Consider the following 19,714-nt stretch of genomic DNA (forward strand, 5'->3'; position numbering starts at 1 on the left):
AAAAGGGGTGGGGCATGCCGCAGCTGTTCGACACCGGTCCGGAATCGGTCACACAGGATGAGTCGGAGGCTCGTGCGGCGCTGGTTCTGTCCCTGCGCCGCCGCGGGCTGAATGACAGGCGTGTGCTCTCCGCCATCGAGCGGGTGCCGCGCCGGCTGTTTCTCTCTGCCCGCCATCACCGCTTTGCCTATGAGGATTCGCTGCTGCCGATCGAATGCGGTCAGGTGGTCAGTGCGCCGTCGATGGTGGCCAGGATGGTGCAGCTTCTGGAGATTGCGCCAAACCACCGGGTGCTGGAGATCGGCACCGGATCGGGCTATCAGACGGCAATTCTCTCCCACCTGAGCCAACAGGTCTTCACCGCAGACCGCTACCAGACGCTGATCAATCTTGCCCGCCAGCGCATTGCTGCGCTGAAGATCCAGAATGTCGAGTTTCATCATGCCGATGGGCTGACGGGTTTGCGCGAGAGAGCCCCCTATGACCGGATCATTCTGACAGGTTCAGTTCCGGCCATCCCCGATTCTGTGCGCCTTCAGCTTGCTCCGGATGGTATTCTGCTTGCCCCTGTCGGCCCGGCCGGGCAGAAGCAGGATCTCATGCGCATGCGCAAGACGGATGGCGAGTACCACAGCACGAAAGTTGGCGAAGTCCGGCTGGTCTCCTTGCGTGATGGGATTGCGCAGGTACTCTAAACGCCCGCAAATCAAGGGGTTTGCCTTTTGTTGATGCGGCGTTTAGGCTTTGTCAACCTTACTCACTTCTAATGATTGCCAGTGGTTTTCAACTGTGGATCAGAGTAGGGCGATGGCAAATCCGATGCGTGAGTATCGCAGCTCCCTGCGTTTGCGGGTCGCAGCAATCTGTGTACTGGCTTCTGTAGGCGCCGGGTGCAGCGGCAGCATCGAGCGCTTCGCTGACGGCCCCATTTACACCGGCAGCACGCCTAATCAGCGTTCGATCCTTGCAAGTTCCGGCGGTGGCCAGCCGACCTATCAGGACGTGGTGGCCGGGCGTGGCGGCAATAATGGGGGCTTGCCTGCTTCCGGCGGTTCGCCCCGCACGACGGGTTCGGTCTCCGGTTCGCCGCTACCGCCGCTGGCGCAATCTTCCGTTTCTCCGGCGCCGCAGCCGGTTGCTGCTGCTCCGGCGCCTGCCCAGCCCGTGGCTGCTCTTTCGCAGGCACAGGGCGAGCGGTCCTGGCGCGGCTGGTCAAGTGCGGGCGGGACCCGCGTGACCGCACGCCAGAACGAAACTGTGGCATCCATGGGCCAGCGCTTCGGCGTTCCTGCCGATGCCATCGCGGCCGTCAACGGGATCGACAGGAACGCCCCGCTGCAGGCCGGGCAGGCCGTGCTGATTCCCACCTATTCCACCGCAGGCGTTTCGGCTCCGCAGGCAACGCTGCCGCCCGCCGGCCGGGCTCCTGCAACAACCGGGTCCATTGCGCCTGCTCCGCAGCAGCTCGCTGCCGTCTCAGCGCCGGACCGCAAGCCGGCGGGTGTCCGTCAGGCCGCAAATGCTCCGGCTCCGGCCAAGCCGGTGACCCGCACGAACGAGCCGAAACCGGCTGCCCCGATCGCCGCCCTGCGTGAGGCGCAGCCGTCCAGCCTGCCTGCCAATGACAAGCCGGCCATAGAGGCTCTGAATTCCGCCGCTGCTGAAGGTAAGCCGGTGCAGACCGCGTCCATCGACCCGGATGAGGCCTTAGGCGGGCCGATGTTCCGCTGGCCGGTGCGTGGCCGCATCATTTCCGAATTTGGCTCCAAGCCGGGCGGCGCGCGCAATGACGGCATCAATCTGGCGGTGCCGGAAGGCACGCCGGTGAAAGCCGCCGGTGATGGTTCGGTCATCTATGCCGGAAATGAGCTGCAGGGTTTTGGCAATCTGGTTCTGATCCGCCACGCGGATGGCTGGGTTTCGGCCTATGCCCACAACAGCGAAATCCTGGTCAAGCGCGGTGACGAGGTGCAGCGCGGTCAGGTGATCAGCAAGGCGGGTGCCACCGGCAACGTGACCCAGCCGCAGGTGCATTTCGAGCTGCGTCAGGGCAACCGTCCGGTCGATCCGACGCGCTATCTGCCCAAGGGTTGACCGGCGCTTCGGATTAGCTCACTGAAGAACAAGGCCCGGAAAGCATGTGCTCCCCGGGCCTTGCTGATTCTGTGCCGCAGTTGCCTCAGGACAATGGTTTGCCGAGGCGGCCTGCCAGATCCTGGATATACTGGAAGGCAACGCGGCCCGAACGTCCGCCGCGGGTGGTGGACCATTCGAGAGCCTCTGCCCGCAGCGTTGCGGCATCGATCTCCAGCCCGAAATGGCGCACATAGCCGCCGACCATCTCCAGATAGTCGTCCTGGCTGCAGTTGTGGAAGCCGAGCCACAGGCCGAAACGGTCGGACAGGGAGACCTTTTCCTCCACCGCTTCGGCCGGATTGATCGCGGTCGAGCGCTCGTTCTCGATCATGTCGCGCGGCAGCAGGTGGCGTCGGTTGGAGGTGGCGTAGAAGATGACATTCTCGGGCCGTCCCTCGATGCCTCCCTCCAGAACTGCCTTCAGCGACTTGTAGGACGTATCATCGTGATCGAAGCTCAGGTCGTCGCAGAAGATGATGAAGCGGTGCGGAGCGCTCTTGATGATCTTCATCAGGGCGGGCAGGGTGCTGATATCCTCGCGGTGGATCTCGATCAGTTTCAGCGCGGGCACGCCGCCGTCAGAATTGATCGCCCCGTGAACGGCCTTCACCAGCGACGATTTGCCCATGCCTCTGGCGCCCCACAGCAGGGCGTTGTTGGCCGGAAGCCCCCTGGCAAAGCGCATGGTGTTTTCAAAGAGGAGATTCCGCACGCGGGAAACGGCGCACAGAAGGTCCAGGTCCACCCGGTTGACCTTCGGCACGGGCGATAGTTCGCCAGGGTGAGGCTGCCAGACAAAAGCGTCTGCAGCGGCAAAGTCCGGGGCAGACGGCTCAGCGGGAACAGCCCGGGCGATGAGGCTGATCAGTGTGTCGAGCTTTGCCGACAGCAACTGGAAGTCCGGGTTGATTTGTGAAAAATCTTTGGCGCCTTGGGTCATCGTGCAGGTGTAACTCGCGGTCTGAGTGCCTATATGGCGCGAGGAAACGCGTCTTAGTCAGGCTTAGCATGTGGGAAAGGGGACCGAAATGCCGGTTTTGGCTGGATCGGTACGCTCGATATTGCAGCATGGCTTGAATTGCGGGGCTCCCTCGGTATAGTCCGCGCAATCTGATGAAGGCGAAACCAGAAATAAACTGGTGGTGCCATCCGCCAATGGTGAAAATCGCCCTTCTGCGAGGAGAGCTTGATGTTGATTACCCCTGCCTATGCCCAGACCGGCGCCGGTGGCCCCGACTTCCTGATCCAGATGCTGCCCTTCGTGGCCATCTTTGCCATCATGTATTTCCTCATCATCCGCCCGCAGCGTCAGCGGGTGAAGAAGCACCAGGAAATGGTCGCCAACCTGCGACGCGGTGATACGGTGATCACGGCTGGCGGTCTGATCGCCAAGGTGGTCAAGGTGGTTGACGATTCGGAAGTGCAGGTTGAACTGTCTGAAGGCGTGCGCGTGCGTCTGGTGCGCTCCATGGTGCAGGAAGTGCGTTCCAAGTCCGAGCCGGTCAAGGACGGCGAATAATCCCATCCCTGCGGATCCCATTGGCCCGGCCCCTTGTGCCGGGCCTTAATACAGGCGTTTCGACATGCTCTATTTCGCACGCTGGAAGATCGCACTGATCATTGGTGTGATTCTTGCGGGCATTGTGTCCGTCTTGCCGAACTTTCTGCCGGCATCGGCACTTGCATCCTGGCCCAAGTGGCTTCCCCAGCGCCAGATTGTGCTTGGTCTCGATCTTCAGGGCGGTGCCTATCTGCTCTATGAGATCGACCGGCACGACTATATCCAGAAGAGCCTGACGACGCTGACAGGTGAGATCCGCAGCGAACTGCGCAAGGAGCCGCGCATCGGCTACACCGGTCTTGGCATCCAGGGTGAGAGCGTGCAGCTGCGCATCCGCGATATGGACCGCCTGAACGATGTGCGCGAGCGCCTGCAGCCGCTGGTCAATCCGCTGGTGAACTCCCTGTTCGGCGGCGGCTCGGTCAATGAATTCGCCCTGTCGGTAGATAACGACGGCCTCGTCCGCTTTACCTTCACCGAAGACGGCCTCAACCAGCGCATGGCTTCAATCGTGCAGCAGTCGATCGAGGTCATCCGCCGCCGCGTGGATGAACTGGGCACGACTGAGCCCAACATTCAGCGCCAGGGCACCGACCGCATTCTCGTGGAAGCGCCGGGCGAGCGGAACCCGGAGCGCCTGAAGGCGCTGATCGGCCAGACGGCGCAGCTGACCTTCCACCTCGTCGACACCACCATGTCCGCCGAACAGGCCATGCAGGGCCGCCCGCCGGCAGGTACCGTGGTGATCAGCTCGGTGGATGATCCTCCGGTGCCGTATCTTGTCGAGGAAGTGCCGCTGATGACCGGCGAGGATCTGTCCGACGCGCAGGTCTCGATCAATCAGCAGACCAACGAGCCTGTCGTGAGTTTCCGCCTGAATACGGCGGGCGCGCGCAAGTTTGCGACCGTCACCACGCAGAACGTCGGCCGGCCCTTTGCCATCGTGCTCGACAACGAAGTGATTTCCGCCCCGCGCATCAATGAGCCGATCACGCAAGGGGCGGGGCAGATCTCGGGCAATTTCACCGTCCAGACCGCCAATGATCTGGCCGTGCTGCTGCGCGCCGGTGCGCTTCCGGCGAAGCTCACCGTGATCGAGGAGCGGGCCATCGGCCCCGGCCTTGGTCAGGATTCCATCGATGCCGGCCGGCTTGCCTCGATGATCGGTGCCGCTGCGGTGGTCATTTTCATGCTGCTCGCCTATGGCCGTTTCGGTCTGTTCGCGGACATAGCCCTGGCGGTGAACGTGACGCTGATCTTCGCCATGCTGACGCTCTTGCAAGCAACGCTGACGCTGCCCGGTATCGCCGGTATCGTGCTCACCATCGGTATGGCGGTGGATGCCAACGTGCTGATCTATGAGCGCATACGCGAGGAATACCGCAACGGACGCTCGGCCATTTCGGCGATTGACGCAGGTTTCTCCCGCGCGTTCAGCACCATTGTGGACGCCAACGTGACGACGCTGATTGCGGCCCTCGTGCTGTTCCAGCTCGGCTCCGGCCCGGTGCGCGGCTTTGCCGTGACGCTGGCCATCGGCATCCTGACAACGGTGTTCACCGCCTTCACCTTCACTCGGCTTCTTGTCGCGATCTGGGTCCGCAGGGCCCGGCCGGCGAAGCTTGCGCTCTGATCCGGGAGAAAAACGTCATGGCTTTGCTCCGTCTCTTTCCGGACAACACCAAATACCGCTTCATGTGGTTCAGGACGGTCAGCTATCCGCTGTCCATCGTCATCGCCATCGTATCCTTCGGCCTGTTCTTTTCCGTGGGGCTCAATTACGGCATCGACTTCAAGGGCGGCAGCCTGATCGAGCTGAAGACGCAAGGGCCAGCAGACCTTGCCGCCATCCGCGGTGAGCTTTCGGCTCTCAATCTCGGCGACGTACAGGTTCAGCAGTTCGGCGATCCCGACGAGGTGCTGATCCGTATCGAGCAGCAGGATGGGGGAGAGCTGTCCCAGCAGGCGGCCATCAACAACATCCGCGAGACCTTCGAGGGGCAGGTGGAGTTCCGCCGCGTCGAGATCGTCGGTCCGCGCGTCTCCGGTGAACTGGCGAGAGCCGGCACCATTGGCGTGACCGTGGCGCTGATCTGTATCCTGTTCTATGTCTGGTTCCGCTTTGAATGGCAGTTTGCCGTGGGCGCCATCCTGACGACGCTCAACGATGTGATCGTCACCATCGGCCTTTTCGTGGTTCTGCAGCTCGACTTTACCCTGTCGAGCATCGCGGCCATCCTGACCATCATCGGTTATTCGCTGAACGACACGGTGGTGGTCTATGACCGCATCCGTGAGAACCTGCGCCGCTACAAGAAGATGCCGCTGGCCGAACTTCTGGATCTGTCGATCAACGAGACCCTGGCGCGTACGACCATGACCTCGCTGACGACGCTGATCGCCCTGCTGGCGCTTTACACCTTCGGCGGTGAGGTCATCCAGTCCTTCACGCTGGCCATGATCATCGGCGTGGTGATCGGCACCTACTCGTCGATCTTCCTGGCGGCTCCCTTGCTCATCCTGTTCAACCTGCGCGGTACCGGTGGCGGTGAGGAAGAGGATGGCGCCAAGGACGGCAAGTCAGCGGCCAAGACGGCCTGAAGGCGGTCTCATGGAAATCCGCAAGGCGCATTTTCCCGGACGTGCACCCGTCGACTCCTATGGTGGCGGCGGGTTCCGCTTTGCAGGCATGTCCCATCACGGTTCGATCCTGTGCTTGCCGAGCGGGATCCACGGCTGGGATGTGACGGGCATGGTGGATCTCTCGCCAGACGTGTTTTCCAGGGTACTGGAGCAGGCTGAGGACATCGAAGTTCTGCTGATTGGCACCGGCGTGGAGCTCAAGCCTCTCGGCAGCGAGTTGCGCGCCCTGTTCCGCGAGGCCGGGATCAAGGCCGAGCCCATGTCCACCGGCGCTGCCGTCCGGACGTTTAATGTTCTTCTCTCCGAAGACCGTGCCGCCGCAGCAGCGCTGATTGCGGTGGACTGACCCGAAGGCCAGGCCAGTCCCTGACACTGAGCCCTTGAGGCATCCGCAGTTCACCGCTCTGGTCCACGCTGGAAAGAGGCCTATTTAGGCAAGAATGCAGACGAATTTTAGCCACGCACAGGCATTGGTGCGCCAGTACGATCCGGACCGCTATCTGACGGCATTGCTCGCTCCGGAAGAGCACCGTGGCGGCTTGATGGCCCTTTATGCCTTCAACATGGAAGTGGCGCGGGTGCGTGAACTGGTGCGCGATCCTCTGCCCGGCGAGGTCCGTCTGCAGTGGTGGCGGGATTTTCTTGCAGGCAGTGCGCATGGTGATGCCAATGCCAATCCGGTGGCCGCTGCCCTTGCCAGCACAATCGAGCGCTACCGGCTGCCTGTCGAGGCCTTGCAGGGGCTGATCGATGCGCGGGTCTTTGATCTTTACGACGATCCCATGCCAACCCTGCATGATCTGGAGGGCTATACCGGAGAGACGTCCTCGGCGCTGATGCAGCTGGCCTCGATCATTCTGGCGGGCGGGGATGAGGCCGGCACCTGTGACCTTGCGGGACACGCCGGTGTTGCCTACGGCCTTACGGGGCTGCTGCGGGCTCTGCCCTGGCATGCCTCCCGCCGGCAGCTTTATCTGCCCGCTGATGTGCTGGACCGGCATGGGGTGGACCGGGAAACCCTGTTCCGGGGCGAGGCGACGCCGGAACTGGGAGCAGCTCTGGCTGAAATGCGCGAGCATATCCGCCACCATCTCGGCCGCGTGAAGAGCCTCAAAACGGTCTGCACGCCTGGTATCGTGCCCGCCTTCCTGCCGGTTGTGCTCGTCGAGGCGTTTCTGGGGAAGATGGAGCAGAAGGGGTATGATCCGCTGCGCTCCGAGGTCTCCCTGTCCCAGCTGCGGCGCCAGTGGCTCATCTGGCGCGGTGCCTGGCGCCTGCTCGGCTGACCGCTCAACTTTTGATCAGGCGTGTCGCTCAGGCCCCGGCAAAGCGCCGGGCCAGCGCCACGAAACCGGCGATATCAATTTCTTCCGCCCGTGCCGTCGGTGCAAGGCCGCAATCACTGATGCGCGTTTCCGCATCCGCCTTCAGCCCCTTCAACGATGCACGCAGCATCTTGCGGCGCTGACCGAAGGCCGCTGCCGTCACCCGCTCCAGATCCTTCAGATCACAGGGCAGGGGCGCGGGATTGGGCGTGAGATGCACCACCGACGAGGTGACTTTCGGCGGCGGTGTGAAGGCTTGCGGATTGAGGTCAAACAGGATCTTCGCCCGCGTCCGCCAGCCCGCCAGCACGCCCAGCCGGCCATAGGCATCATCCTCAACCGTCGCCACGATGCGCTCGGCCACTTCCTTCTGGAACATCAGCGTCAGCGATTCCCAGAATGGCGGCCATGTGGGGGAGGTGATCCAGTTGAGCAGGAGCTGGGTGCCAACATTATAGGGCAGGTTGGCGACGATCTTGACCGGATAGCCTTCGCTCAAGGCGGCCGGATCAATCGTCAGCGCGTCGGCTTCGAGCACCTCCAGGCGGCCCGGATAATGCGCCGAGATTTCCGCAAGGGCCGGAAGGCAGCGGCTGTCCTTTTCAATGGCCACCACCTTGCGTGCGCCATTGGCGAGCAGCGCCCGGGTCAGGCCACCGGGGCCGGGACCGACCTCGATCACCGTGCAGGCGGACAGGTCACCGGCCGAGCGCGCGATGCGGGATGTGAGGTTGAGGTCGAGCAGGAAATTCTGGCCGAGCGACTTCTTCGCGTCGAGACCATGGGTGCGGATGACCTCACGCAGGGGTGGCAGATCGTCGATCTGGCTCATTCAAGATTCTCCGGCCAGGTGCTCCGGCTCAGCCAGTATGGCAGCCATGCGCAAGGCGGCTGCAAGGCTCTGAGGCCTTGCCTTGCCTGTGCCTGCGATATCGAAAGCCGTGCCATGGTCGGGCGAGGTGCGCACGAAGGGCAGGCCGAGGGTCACGTTCACCGTGTCGTCAAAGGCGATGGTCTTGACCGGGATCAGAACCTGGTCGTGATACATGCCGAGCACGCAGTCATAGGTCTTGCGGGCCTCCGGATGGAAGAGCGTATCGGCCGGGCAGGGACCGCTGACATCCATGCCCTCATTCCGCAGCTGCTCAAGGGCAGGGGCAATGATATCGATATCTTCCCGTCCCATGCTGCCGCCTTCGCCAGCATGGGGGTTAAGCCCGGCAACGGCGATGCGTGGCCTTGCAAGGCCAAAGCGCTTGCGGAAGTCCCTTTCCACAATACGCGCGGTCTCGAGGATGAGGTCAGCCTTCAGCGTGGCCGGAACGGCACTGAGCGGGATATGGACGGTGACGGGCACCACCATCAGTTCAGGCCCCGCCAGCAGCATCACGGGCGTATGGGGACCGGCCCCAAACTGTCCGGCCAGCTCTCCAAGATATTCGGTATGGCCGGGATGGCGGAAGCCGGCGTCATAAAGCGTCTTCTTGGCGATGGGATTGGTGACGATGGCCGCAGCCCGGCCTTCGCGCACATCGGCCACACAGGCGTCAATCGAGGCGATGACGGCGGCGGCGGTGGCTGGATCCGGTGTTCCCGGCAGATCAGCCATGGTGTGACCGTCCGCAACCACAGGAAGCGCGCTGGAAAAGGCTTCGCAGGCATCTTCCGGCGCAACTTCGATGATGGGCACGTCAAGGCCGAGCCGCGCGGCTCGGCTGCGCAAAAGTTCGGGATCTGTCCGGACATAGAAGGGCGGCAGCGCCATAAGGCTCCGCTCTGCCCAGCATTGCAAGGTGACATCCGGTCCGATGCCTGCAGGTTCGCCGCTTGTCACGGCAAGCGGAAGACGGATGTCAGCCATCGGCGGAGCCTTGCCCGGTTTGTTACCTGTAGGAAATCACCGACTGGCGGCGCAGATCCTGGATGTAGCGCCGGGTCAGCTGCTCGCCTTCCTTCTGGCGCAGCTCGTCCTCGATCTCGGTGCGGGCCGCCACATCGGACGCCAGCTCACGCTTGCCGCAAACGGCGATCATTTCAAGCCCGCGCGGGGTGACCTGGGCCGGGGTCAGGCGGCCAACTTCCGTCTTGGCAATCACGTCCTTCATGTCACCGGGAAGCTCGGTCTCCAGACGGAAGCCAACAGTCTTGACGACGACTTCATTGAAGGCCCGTGCCTTCTCAGCGGCCTGTTCGCAGCTGGTGAAGCTCTGGCGGAACTGGTCGGCCTCTCTCTTGCGCTGCGCCTTGAAGTTGCCCGAAGCCTTTTCGGGCACGACAAAGATCACCTGCTCAAGCCTGTATTCGATGCTCTTGAGAGGCTGGTCCTTCTCGTTCCTCAGCTTCTGCAACTGGGCTGCGATATCGGATTCGCTGACCGAGACCCGGCCCTGGAAGCGCTGACGAAGTATCTGTGACCAGGCGATTTCCGCGCGCAGGCGATCGCGCAGCGTCTGAGGATCAACACCGCTCTGGCGCAAGGCTGCGGACAAGTTGGCAGGGGTCAGCTTGACGCGTGACGCAATCGTTGCAAAGGCATCGTCGACCTGCTTCTTGGAAACCGAGATGCCATAGCGCTTGGCTTCCTTGAGTTTCAGCACCTCGTCAATGAGCTCATCCTGAGCCGCCTTGGTGGCTGCAGCGCCGCTCTTGCGTTCGGTAAGGGAAATAAGGCGGGCCCGCTGCCCGATCTGGAACGACGTGATGGCCTGATCATCCACAACCACCTTGATGGCAGACTGGGCGTACACGCCGACAGGAGTTGCCGCCACAAGGCAAAGGGCGGCGCAGGCGATCATCAGTGATTTTTTCATCTCATCCCAGCCGGCACGTGCTCCCGGCGTCTCCCTTATGACGTCGTGGACATGAATTTGACCCGTAACAAGGCCTGGTCAGTCACGGTCAATGCTTTTATCTACGCAATGCCCTGAAACAATGGCCAAATTGAGCCGTTTACGCAAGTGCTGGCCACCATTTCGTGAACGCATCAAGACGAAAAATGCCACGTTACGGACAAGCTTGCAGGGCAGCAGAAACCTGCTGCCCTGATTGGCTTACAGGCCGCCGCTGCTGGAGACCTGCGTGTCACCAATCGTGCGCAGGCCGAACCGGAAGAAGAATGTCCGGTTCACCGTCTCGCCATTGTTGCGGCTGCGGTCCTGCTGATAGGAAAGCGACATGGAGAAGCCTTCATCATCATAGCCAAGGCCACCGGAGTCCTGAACAATGTTCTCATTCTTCAGGTCATAGCGCACGCCGCCGAACAGCCGCCAGTTCTCTGCAATCCGCAGACTGCTGGAGGCCAGGATCTCTTCCCGTTTCTTGTCGATGCCGAGATTGGGCTGCTTGTCGAGGAAGGCATAGGCCAGAGTGCTGACAACCGGGCCATAGGATCCCGTTGCCTGCATCTGAAGGCGCCGCAAGGACAAATCATCGCTGTCAAAGCGTGCTTGTGATCCAAGCGTGACACCGCGCCGTGTGTCCAGAGCAAAGCCGGCCACATAATCCGACTGGCGTGTATCAAGACCGGAATCCAGCGAAGAGCCGAACAGATCTGCCTTGGCAAAGGAGTTCCGGCCCGATAGATGGAAGGACCGGCCGAACAGGGTGCTCAGATACTCGCCACTGTCCAGTTGCAGCTTGTAGCTGAAGCCAAGGTTCGCACGGGTGCCGCCTTCCGCACGGTCATAGCCCGAGAACTTGTCATATTCGAACAGGGTGGTCGTATCGAAGACAAGGCTCTGGGCATCTTCGTTCGGCAGCTCTCCGATTCTCTGCTCATCCGGCCGCACGATAATCTGCGCGATCGGTTCGAAGATCTGGTTGCCGCCGTTGAAGCTGGCAATGAACGGATAGCGGTACTCCATGCCGACGGCAGGCAGGACGCGGCCCACAAAGGCTTCATCCGTCAGCGAGGTCACGTTCTTGTCCTGCGAGCCGAGGAAGAACAGGTCGCCGCGCACATAGGCAAAGGGCGTGAACATCTGACCGATCGGATCGATCAGGGTCCGCCGCCATTGGGTGTTCACGCTCCAGCGCGAGAATGTGCCGTCCACACCGCGGTAGCGGTTCACGCCGTTGACGGAATAGGCGTCAGTCTCAGCCCGGGTCAGGCTTGTGAAGTTGCTGTCGAAAGACAGTTCGCCGCCCGCAATCGGCTGGTCGAACACGTAATTGACATCAGCCACCGGGAAGACGAACGGCTGCTTGTCCTGCAGCTTCGACCCCACCTTCGCAAACTGACCAATCGGTGCGTTTGCCGTGGTGTTGTAATCTTCCTGCGAAATCGAGAAGGCGTAGGCATAGATGCTGGCAGCGTTCCGGTCCTTGTACCGGCTGATGGAGACCTGCGAAACGTCGCTGGTGCTGCCAAGCTCTGCACGCGAATAGTCCGACAGGAAAGCCCGGTCGGACTTGTAGGTGAGGTTCCACCCCAGCGACCAGCTGTCAAAGAGCACATAGTTGCCCTCGGTGTGCAAGGCGCCGCGCCAGCGCCGGTTGCCGCTGGATGTCGTAAAGGCCGAAGGATCCTGCTGCGAAATCAGCGCACCTGAAATAAGGTACTTGCCTGCCTCAAGCTCCTGCCGCCAGACGGCAGTTCCAAGCGCCCCCTGCTTGGTGAAGCCGGTCGCTGAGACGGTCAGGTCGTAATGGGGATCAAGCGCCCAGTAGTAGGGAACGGTCAGGCCGTAACCCAGGTTGGACGAGACCGAACCCGAGGGCGTCAGAAAGCCGGACTTCCGCTTGACCGAAGGATCCGGCATCGACAGGTAGGGAACATAGGCGATCGGGGTGCCGAAGAACTCCAGTTGGGTATCCTCGAACCGGATAACCTTTTCTTCCTGATTGTGGACGATCTTCTGGGCACGCAGGCGCCAAAGCGGCGGTTTTTCAACCGGCTGGCGGGTGTAGACGGTGTAGAGCCCGTTGTTGAAGGTGGTCACGTTGCCGCCTTCACGGTTCGCGCTTTCCGCGATGAACCGTGTGCGCTGGGGCGAATCCACCTGCAATGAGCGGGCGAAACCTTCGGCTAAGTTGTCCGTCAGTTCCATTTCCTGCGTCGTGACGATGTTGCCATCCGGCTCCGCCATCTTGACGTTGCCCTTGGCAAACATACGCCCGGATCCGCGGTCGAAGATGACTTCGTCCGCTTCCAGCGTATAGCCGTCATAGAAGATCTGCACCTTGCCGCGCGCCAGGATCTTGTCCCGGTCGTAGTCATAGGTGAGATCATCCGCTTCCAGCAGCATCTCCGCGTTGGGATTCACGTTGGCAGAGACGGACGCAGACGCGGGCGACTGTGCCAGAACCACAGGCGCGGCCCAGGGAGCGGTGATCAGTGAGCAGGCAATAACGGTGCCAAGGCCGCGGATGAAAAGTCCGCGAACCGGGGCACAGGCACCCGAATCCAGGAGGCCCGGCTTGAGACGCATCTTGTTCGCCATCTAGCCGTCTTCCTGATTGAGCAGGATCGTCAAACCCATGAGAACTCCAAACACTCCCGGGGCCCAAGCAGCGATCACTGGGGGGACGATACCGGCCCCTCCGAGATCGCGTGCGAGCTCAGAGAGAACGTAAAGCACGAACCCGGCGGCGATTCCACCCAGAATCATCTTTCCGAGCCCACCAAAGCGCGAAACCTTTAAAGAAACTGCTGCTGCAATGAGAACCATGGCCAATAAAAGCAGGGGACGAGCCAGAAGCGTTTGATATTGCAGCGTATACCGATAGGCCGGGAGACCGGCACGGCTGGCCAGTTCAATGAAGCGCGGCAGGTTCCAGAATGAAATTGATTCGGGAGAGCCAATGCTCTCGCGCACTTCCGTCGGCGTCAGGAACGTGCTTACCCGATAGGTGTTGTGGTGCTGCGGATCGGCATTGGTGCGGTAGACAACCGCGTCCTTGAGCACCCAATAGCCGTCATTCAGCTCCGCTTCACGGGCTTCGATCCGCTCATCGAAGCGCCCCTGCCGGTTGAATGTGAAGACGGTGACGCCGCGCAGCGTCGTGCCCTGCGCCAGCAGCTGCTCCGCATTGAGCACTGATTCGCCGTCAAGACCATCCTGCCTCATCCACACAGCGTTGGTCGTCTGCAGCAGGAAACTGTCCTCACCGCCGAAAAGACCCGCGGCAACCCTGTCGGACTGCTGCTGCATCCATACGGCGACCGGATTGTAGAGCACGACCGACAGGCCGCCGAGCACGAGAGCCACCAGAGCGGCCGGTGCGCCGAACTGCCAGACCGAAATGCCTGCCGCCCGTGTGACGACCAGCTCCAGGCCGCGGCTCAGGGTGACAAAGGCGGAGATCGAGCCGAACAGGACGGCAAAGGGGATGACCTGTTCCAGCAGCAGCGGCACGCGCAGAAGCGAAATGATGCTGACACGCAGCACGGAAATATTACCCTGCTCACCGGCACGGCGCAGCAGTTCCAGCACATCGAACAGGAAAATCAGGATCGCAGCCAGCAGGAACAGTCCGAAGATGGACCTCAGGAACCGGCGGGAGAAATAAAGGGAGAGGGTCGGCCCAAGCATTCCGGTCAGGCTCCCTTCGACAGGCGGCGGTTGAGACGGTTCTGCAGGCGCTCGCTGAAGTCGGTCATGCGTTCAACCAGCTTTGCAAGCCAGCGGGGGGGCGCCCCTGTATCGGACTGGAGAATGAACCAGGCCGGCAGCACGATGCCGAGCACCGGCACAGTGTAATAGGCCGCGATGATCGCAGCCGAGCCGCTTGCGAGCGATGTCGCGCCGAAGCCTGCCGTGCGCAGCAGGATGCAGCAGCCAAGCGCTCCCAGCAGCGCAAGCCCGCGGTCCTGACGCGTGGTGCGGGCCTGGCCAAGGAAGACAAAGACGATCAGGCCAAAGGCAATAGCATAAAGCGGCTGGCTGAAACGGTTGTGAAGTTCCGCTGCAATCCGCTCCGGATACCGCTGCGAAAAGTCGTCAGGAGCCGGATTGCTGATGAGCGCCCATGTGGAGCGCTCGCTGGCCTTGTAGACAGGCTCAACCGCTTCCGGAACAAGGCTCGACAGGTCGAAGGCATAGGACTGGAAGCGGACGATCGAGATGTCGCCGCTCGTCTTCGGACGGCGCTGGATCGTGCCGTTCTGCATCACCAGCAGCGTCAGCCCCTGCACTTCGACAATGTGCCCGACCTCGGACTCATAGGTGAAGATCGTGGCCGGATCGCGTGTGTCATGCAGCAGCAGCCCATCCAGCGCACCATCACCGGAGCGGTTGCGGATATGGAATGTCAGGCCATCGGCCATGGAAATGAAGCGGCCGGGCTTGACGATATTCGCCACAAGATCGACCCGCACGCGGGTGATTTCATCGCGCAGCCGCGCCAGCCCCTCCGGCGCCACGTAAAGCGACATGGCGCCCGTCAGGAGGGCGATGCCGAGCGCAAAGATCAGGACTGGCCGGAGCACCAGAAAACGGGAGCCTCCAGTGGCATTGATGACGATCAGCTCGCTGTCACTCGACAGGGCGTTGAGAACGAGGATCAGGGCAATCATCAGCGCGAAAGGCGCAACGATGACGACCAGAAACGGCATCGCCAGCATCGTGATGGAGATGAACTGGACAATGGTCTGGCCCTTGGACGTGACCAGATCGAGCTGGCGCAGGGCCTGCGTCGCCCACACCACGCCGGTCATGGCCGCGAGGGTCATCGTAAAGACGAAAATGCACCGGCGGATGATGTAACGTTCGAGTGTCTTCATGCTCTCTGCCGGACTGCAACGCGGTTCAACCGCAGACCTGTTCCACCCGATCTTGGCCTTTCAAAGCCGCCGGATGCCGGACTGCAGCAGACTGCCCGCCTGCAGATTTATTCGGCAAAGGCTTGCTGCACAAGGCATATCAGGCCACATTGCTGGAATTTGCAGCATCCTGACCCGTCTTTTACGGGCGGGTGAACCCAAGATGGAAAAATGAACAAGCTTACGAAAATCCAATTCGGCAAGGCCTCCGCTGCGCCGGCCCCTGCCGCTGTCGTTCTGGCTGACGATTCTCTGGCCGCCGGTCCGCTGGCCGCAGGCCTGCTGGATGCGCTGCCGGGTGGTCTTGCCCGCGCGGCCAGTGCCGGCGGATTCAAGGGCAAGCGTGGCTCGAAGCTGGATCTCGTGGCGCCCGGCGGGCTTGATCTCGACCGTCTTTTCGTCTTCGGCCTTGGCAAGGCGGAAGACATGCAGGACACCGACTGGCTGAAGCTGGGCGGTTCCGTGCAGGCGGCGCTGGCCGGTGCACGTGCTGCCGATGCCATCGTCTATCTGGAGCTGCCCGGCGGCGGCGAGGTGAGCGCCAGGGCCGCCGCCCAGTTCGCGCTTGGAGCAAAGCTGCGCTCGTACAGCTTCGATGCCTACAAGACAAAGAAGGATGAGGATGGCCAGCCGGTCGATCTGACGCTCAACATCATTGGCCCGGAGTCCAGAGCCGCCAAGAAAGCCTTTGCCGATGCGGAAGCTGTCGGTGAGGGTGTTCTGCTAGCGCGCGATCTGGTCAATGAGCCGGCCAATGTGCTCGGCCCAGTGGAATTCGCGGACCGCGCCGCAAAGCTTGAAAAGCTGGGTGTGGAGATCGAGATCCTCACCGAAAAGGAAATGAAGAAGCTGAAGATGGCCGCGCTTCTTGGCGTGGCCCAGGGCTCCGTCCGCCCGCCGCGCCTTGTCATCATGCGCTGGAACGGCGGCAAGAAGGATGAAGCCCCGGCCGCCTTCGTCGGCAAGGGCGTCGTGTTCGACACAGGCGGCATTTCCATCAAGCCGGCGGCCGGCATGGAAGACATGAAGGGTGACATGGGCGGCGCGGCTGCGGTTACCGGCCTGATGCATGCTCTTGCGGCCCGCAAGGCCAAGGTCAACGCCATCGGCGTCATCGGTCTCGTCGAGAACATGCCGGACGGCAACGCCCAGCGTCCCGGTGACATAGTGCGTGCCATGTCCGGCACCACCATCGAGATCCTCAACACGGATGCCGAAGGCCGTCTCGTGCTGGCCGATGCGCTCTGGTACACGCAGGAGCGTTTCAAGCCGAAGTTCATGATTGATCTGGCCACCCTGACCGGCGCCGTCATCATCGCCCTCGGCAACCAGAATGCAGGCCTCTTCTCAAACAACGACGAACTGGCGCAGCGCCTGTTTGCCGCTGGCGAGACGACCGGCGAAAGCGTCTGGCGCCTGCCGCTGTCCAAGGCCTATGACAAGCTGATCGACACCCCCAATGCCGATGTGAAGAACACCGGCGGGCGCACCGCTGGCTCCATCACGGCAGCGCAGTTCCTGCAGCGCTTCGTCAATGATGTGCCCTGGGCGCATCTGGATGTGGCGGGAACGGCGATGGGCTCCGTCAAGGACGAGATCAGCCAGGGCTGGGCGTCGGGCTTCGGCGTGCGCCTGCTCGACCAGCTCGTGCGCGACCACTACGAAGGCTGACACAGGTCCAGGGCGGCGGCCAATCTGCTGCCGCCCTGGACTTGGCATATTTCGCGCCGGACCGGGGCGCTTCAGTCTATCCACAAGTTTTCAACAAAAAACCGCCGGTTTATCCAGCGGTTTTCCATATGCTTGTCTACAGGATGCCAGCAGGGCGTGCGGCGCAAGGGCCGCAGATCTCAGCAAGCCTTGTAGGACTGGCACTGCGTGGTGTTTTCGGTCACCACGAGGCCGAGTGCGGCGGTCGCTCCGGCCAGACCCATCACCATCGTGAAGAACAACGCAACGCGAACGAGCATTCAAACCCCCGGAAAAGCGGCCGTGACAGGCCCTGAAACCTCTGCGCCGGTTCATTCAGAATCGAACTGAATGTTTTCCGGTTTTTTCACCGTACCAGCCGCGCATTTGCGAGCGGTTAATGCTGTATGCCGGTTGGCTTGTCTATCCGGTTACGTCACACTCTGCCGGATTGGCCCTTCATGTTGCGCGGCAGCATCACCATTGTGGCGATGCCGTGACATAGAGCGCTGTGCCGGATGCAATCGGGGCGAAGGCATGGCACCCTGCCGCCCGGATGAACTTCGAGAAACACATGAGGACTCATCAGTGAGCACGGAAGTCCTGTTTTACCATCTGACCCGCCAGCCGCTGGAAGATGTGCTGCCGGGCCTTTTGATGAAGTGCCTGGAGCGGGACTGGAAGGTGGTCGTGCAGTGCGGCTCGGATGAACGCTGCGCGGCGCTGGATGCGCATCTGTGGAGCTTCTCCGATCATGAGTTTCTGCCCCACGGTACCATCGCCGACGGCTTCCCCGAGCATCAGCCGGTGTTCCTGACTACAGGGCCGGACAATCCCAATGGGGCTGAGGTCCGCTTTCTGGTGGACCGGGCCGTGCCGCCGCCCATTGAGGGCTATGGCCGTGTCGTCGTCCTGTTCGATGGCAACGATCACGAGGCTCTGGCGGAGGCGCGCCAGCACTGGAAGCTGTTCAAGGGGCAGGGGGCCGAGGTCACCTACTGGCAGCAGCGCGATGGCGGCGGATGGGAGCGCAAGGCCTGAGGCTGCCTGCAATCCCGGCGTATTGTCATCTTCCTCTACCGGAAGGTTCGCGGCTGTTTGATTGGCCGGCTCAAGAAAAACACTCTGTGTGCATTCGTAACCTCTGCCGTCCCTTTCGTTTTGCTGCGCCACCTCTTGCAGCAGCGGCACACTCCGGCATGTGTTGAAAATCAGATTTGAATTTTTCTTGCGTTGCAGCATCTGTGGCTTTCTGTTTTTTACAGGGTCATCCGGTGTGAGGCCTTGCAGCGAGGCTTTTCCTATTTGGCCCTTGGCACGGAAAAGACGTCTAATTCATCGCCGGGTACCGATTTTCATTGAGTGTTGCGCCCAAAGGGGGTAACAGCCCCCCAACAGGTTTTGTCCCTGTCCTCAGGACCGGATCCGCAAAGGGCACGAGATGATTTCCACCCCCTATTATCTGATCGACAAGTCGAAGCTTCTGCCGAACATGGAGAAGATCGCGTGGCTGCGTGAGGCCTCCGGCGCAAAGTCGCTGCTGGCGCTCAAGTGCTTTGCGTCCTGGTCGGTGTTCGATTTCATGTCGAACTACATGGACGGCACCACCTCGTCGTCGCTCTATGAGGTGAAGCTCGGCCGGGAGAAATTCCCCGGCGAGACGCATGCCTATTCGGTGGCCTATGCGCCGGATGAGATCGACGAGGTGATTGCCTCGTCCGACAAGATCATCTTCAACACCATCGGCCAGCTGGAGCGTTTCGAGAGCCAGTCGGCGAACCATGTGCGCGGCCTGCGTGTCAATCCGGGTGTCTCCACCTCGGACTTTGATCTGGCTGACCCGGCCCGCCCGTTCTCGCGCCTTGGCGAGCATGACCCGGAGACGATCGCAAAGGTCGCGGACAAGATCACCGGCTTCATGTTCCACAACAACTGTGAGAACGCCGATTTCGACCGTTTCGACGGAATGCTTGGCCATATCGAACAGCGCTTCGGCTTCCTCATCCGCAAGATGGAATGGATCAGTCTCGGCGGCGGCATTCATTTCACCGGCGAGGGCTATCCGCTGGAGAAGTTTGCCGAGCGGCTGAAGCGCTTTGCGGGCGAAAACGAAGTGCAGGTCTATCTGGAGCCCGGCGAGGCGGCGATCACCAAGTCTGCCACGCTGGAAGTGACCGTGCTGGACACGTTGCACAACGGCAAGAACCTTGCCATCGTCGACAGCTCCATCGAGGCGCATATGCTGGATCTGCTGATCTACCGGCAGAGCGCCAAGGTTGAGCCGGATGCGGGTGATCACGAGTGGATGGTCTGCGGCAAGTCCTGCCTTGCGGGTGATATTTTCGGCGAGTTCCGCTTTGAAAAGCCGCTGGCTGCCGGTGACCGGCTCTCCATTCAGGATGCGGCGGGCTACACGATGGTCAAAAAGAACTGGTTCAATGGCGTGAAGATGCCGGCGATTGCCGTGAAGGAGCTGGATGGCTCCGTGCGCCTTGCCCGCGATTTCACCTATGACGATTTCACGGCGGCCCTGTCGTGATTTCAGCCTCAGCTTGAGGCTGTACAACCCTTAGAGACCCAAGGAGGACTATGGGCGAA

At 61.6% G+C, this 19,714-nt stretch carries 17 protein-coding genes; 10 read left to right on the forward strand and 7 right to left on the reverse strand.

Going from position 1 to position 19,714, the window contains the following annotated elements; all coding sequences use genetic code 11:
• Positions 1–14: 14 nt before the first annotated feature.
• Positions 15–695, forward strand: a complete 681-nt coding sequence (locus ASC48_RS09010) for a protein-L-isoaspartate(D-aspartate) O-methyltransferase (RefSeq protein ID WP_055455419.1) — start codon at positions 15–17, stop codon at positions 693–695.
• Between the two features lie 112 nt (positions 696–807).
• Positions 808–2,094: a murein hydrolase activator EnvC family protein gene (locus tag ASC48_RS09015; protein ID WP_055455420.1), complete on the forward strand. Its 1,287-nt coding sequence runs from the start codon at positions 808–810 to the stop codon at positions 2,092–2,094.
• An 85-nt stretch (positions 2,095–2,179) separates the two neighbouring features.
• Here ASC48_RS09015 and ASC48_RS09020 read toward each other — a convergent pair whose 3' ends face one another.
• On the reverse strand, positions 2,180–3,076 hold the full coding sequence (locus tag ASC48_RS09020) for an ATP-binding protein (protein ID WP_055455421.1): 897 nt from the start codon (positions 3,074–3,076) through the stop codon (positions 2,180–2,182).
• 249 nt (positions 3,077–3,325) lie between these two features.
• On the opposite strand from ASC48_RS09020, the gene yajC reads away from it, so the two are divergent.
• From yajC to ASC48_RS09045, 5 genes are all read left to right on the forward strand, one after another.
• Entirely contained in the window at positions 3,326–3,655 is a 330-nt protein-coding gene (gene yajC, locus ASC48_RS09025) for a preprotein translocase subunit YajC (protein ID WP_050475177.1), read from the forward strand.
• Positions 3,656–3,719: 64 nt separating this feature from the next.
• Positions 3,720–5,330, forward strand: a complete 1,611-nt coding sequence (secD, locus tag ASC48_RS19940) for a protein translocase subunit SecD (RefSeq protein WP_055455422.1) — start codon at positions 3,720–3,722, stop codon at positions 5,328–5,330.
• A gap of 17 nt (positions 5,331–5,347) precedes the next feature.
• Entirely contained in the window at positions 5,348–6,298 is a 951-nt protein-coding gene (secF, locus tag ASC48_RS19945; protein WP_055455423.1) for a protein translocase subunit SecF, read from the forward strand.
• A gap of 10 nt (positions 6,299–6,308) precedes the next feature.
• A complete protein-coding gene (locus ASC48_RS09040) occupies positions 6,309–6,686 on the forward strand; it encodes an Mth938-like domain-containing protein (protein WP_425270013.1) in 378 nt (125 codons plus the stop codon).
• A gap of 94 nt (positions 6,687–6,780) precedes the next feature.
• Entirely contained in the window at positions 6,781–7,626 is an 846-nt protein-coding gene (locus ASC48_RS09045; RefSeq protein ID WP_055455425.1) for a phytoene/squalene synthase family protein, read from the forward strand.
• Positions 7,627–7,654: 28 nt separating this feature from the next.
• Here ASC48_RS09045 and rsmA read toward each other — a convergent pair whose 3' ends face one another.
• From rsmA to lptF, 6 genes are all read right to left on the reverse strand, one after another.
• The gene (gene rsmA / locus ASC48_RS09050) at positions 7,655–8,497 is read right to left on the reverse strand and encodes a 16S rRNA (adenine(1518)-N(6)/adenine(1519)-N(6))-dimethyltransferase RsmA (protein ID WP_055455426.1); all 843 of its coding nucleotides are present in this window, start codon (positions 8,495–8,497) and stop codon (positions 7,655–7,657) included.
• Positions 8,498–9,526: a 4-hydroxythreonine-4-phosphate dehydrogenase PdxA gene (gene pdxA, locus ASC48_RS09055; RefSeq protein ID WP_055455427.1), complete on the reverse strand. Its 1,029-nt coding sequence runs from the start codon at positions 9,524–9,526 to the stop codon at positions 8,498–8,500.
• Positions 9,527–9,548: 22 nt separating this feature from the next.
• Positions 9,549–10,475, reverse strand: a complete 927-nt coding sequence (locus ASC48_RS09060) for a SurA N-terminal domain-containing protein (protein ID WP_208975628.1) — start codon at positions 10,473–10,475, stop codon at positions 9,549–9,551.
• A 240-nt stretch (positions 10,476–10,715) separates the two neighbouring features.
• Complete coding sequence (locus tag ASC48_RS09065) at positions 10,716–13,106, reverse strand: LPS-assembly protein LptD (protein WP_055455429.1); 2,391 nt, start codon at positions 13,104–13,106, stop codon at positions 10,716–10,718.
• Positions 13,107–14,198, reverse strand: a complete 1,092-nt coding sequence (gene lptG / locus ASC48_RS09070; RefSeq protein ID WP_055455430.1) for an LPS export ABC transporter permease LptG — start codon at positions 14,196–14,198, stop codon at positions 13,107–13,109.
• A 5-nt stretch (positions 14,199–14,203) separates the two neighbouring features.
• Positions 14,204–15,388, reverse strand: a complete 1,185-nt coding sequence (gene lptF, locus ASC48_RS09075) for an LPS export ABC transporter permease LptF (RefSeq protein WP_055455431.1) — start codon at positions 15,386–15,388, stop codon at positions 14,204–14,206.
• A 210-nt stretch (positions 15,389–15,598) separates the two neighbouring features.
• Between lptF and ASC48_RS09080 the strand changes: the two genes are divergently transcribed.
• From ASC48_RS09080 to ASC48_RS09090, 3 genes are all read left to right on the forward strand, one after another.
• Positions 15,599–17,098, forward strand: coding sequence for a leucyl aminopeptidase (locus tag ASC48_RS09080; protein ID WP_055455432.1), 1,500 nt, complete (start codon positions 15,599–15,601; stop codon positions 17,096–17,098).
• Positions 17,099–17,704: 606 nt separating this feature from the next.
• The gene (locus ASC48_RS09085; protein ID WP_072242574.1) at positions 17,705–18,157 is read left to right on the forward strand and encodes a DNA polymerase III subunit chi; all 453 of its coding nucleotides are present in this window, start codon (positions 17,705–17,707) and stop codon (positions 18,155–18,157) included.
• A 400-nt stretch (positions 18,158–18,557) separates the two neighbouring features.
• Positions 18,558–19,655, forward strand: coding sequence for a carboxynorspermidine decarboxylase (locus tag ASC48_RS09090; protein WP_208975629.1), 1,098 nt, complete (start codon positions 18,558–18,560; stop codon positions 19,653–19,655).
• Positions 19,656–19,714: the final 59 nt, after the last annotated feature.

Origin of the sequence: Pannonibacter indicus (assembly GCF_001418225.1) — a bacterium.
GTDB classification, from domain to species: domain Bacteria; phylum Pseudomonadota; class Alphaproteobacteria; order Rhizobiales; family Stappiaceae; genus Pannonibacter; species Pannonibacter indicus.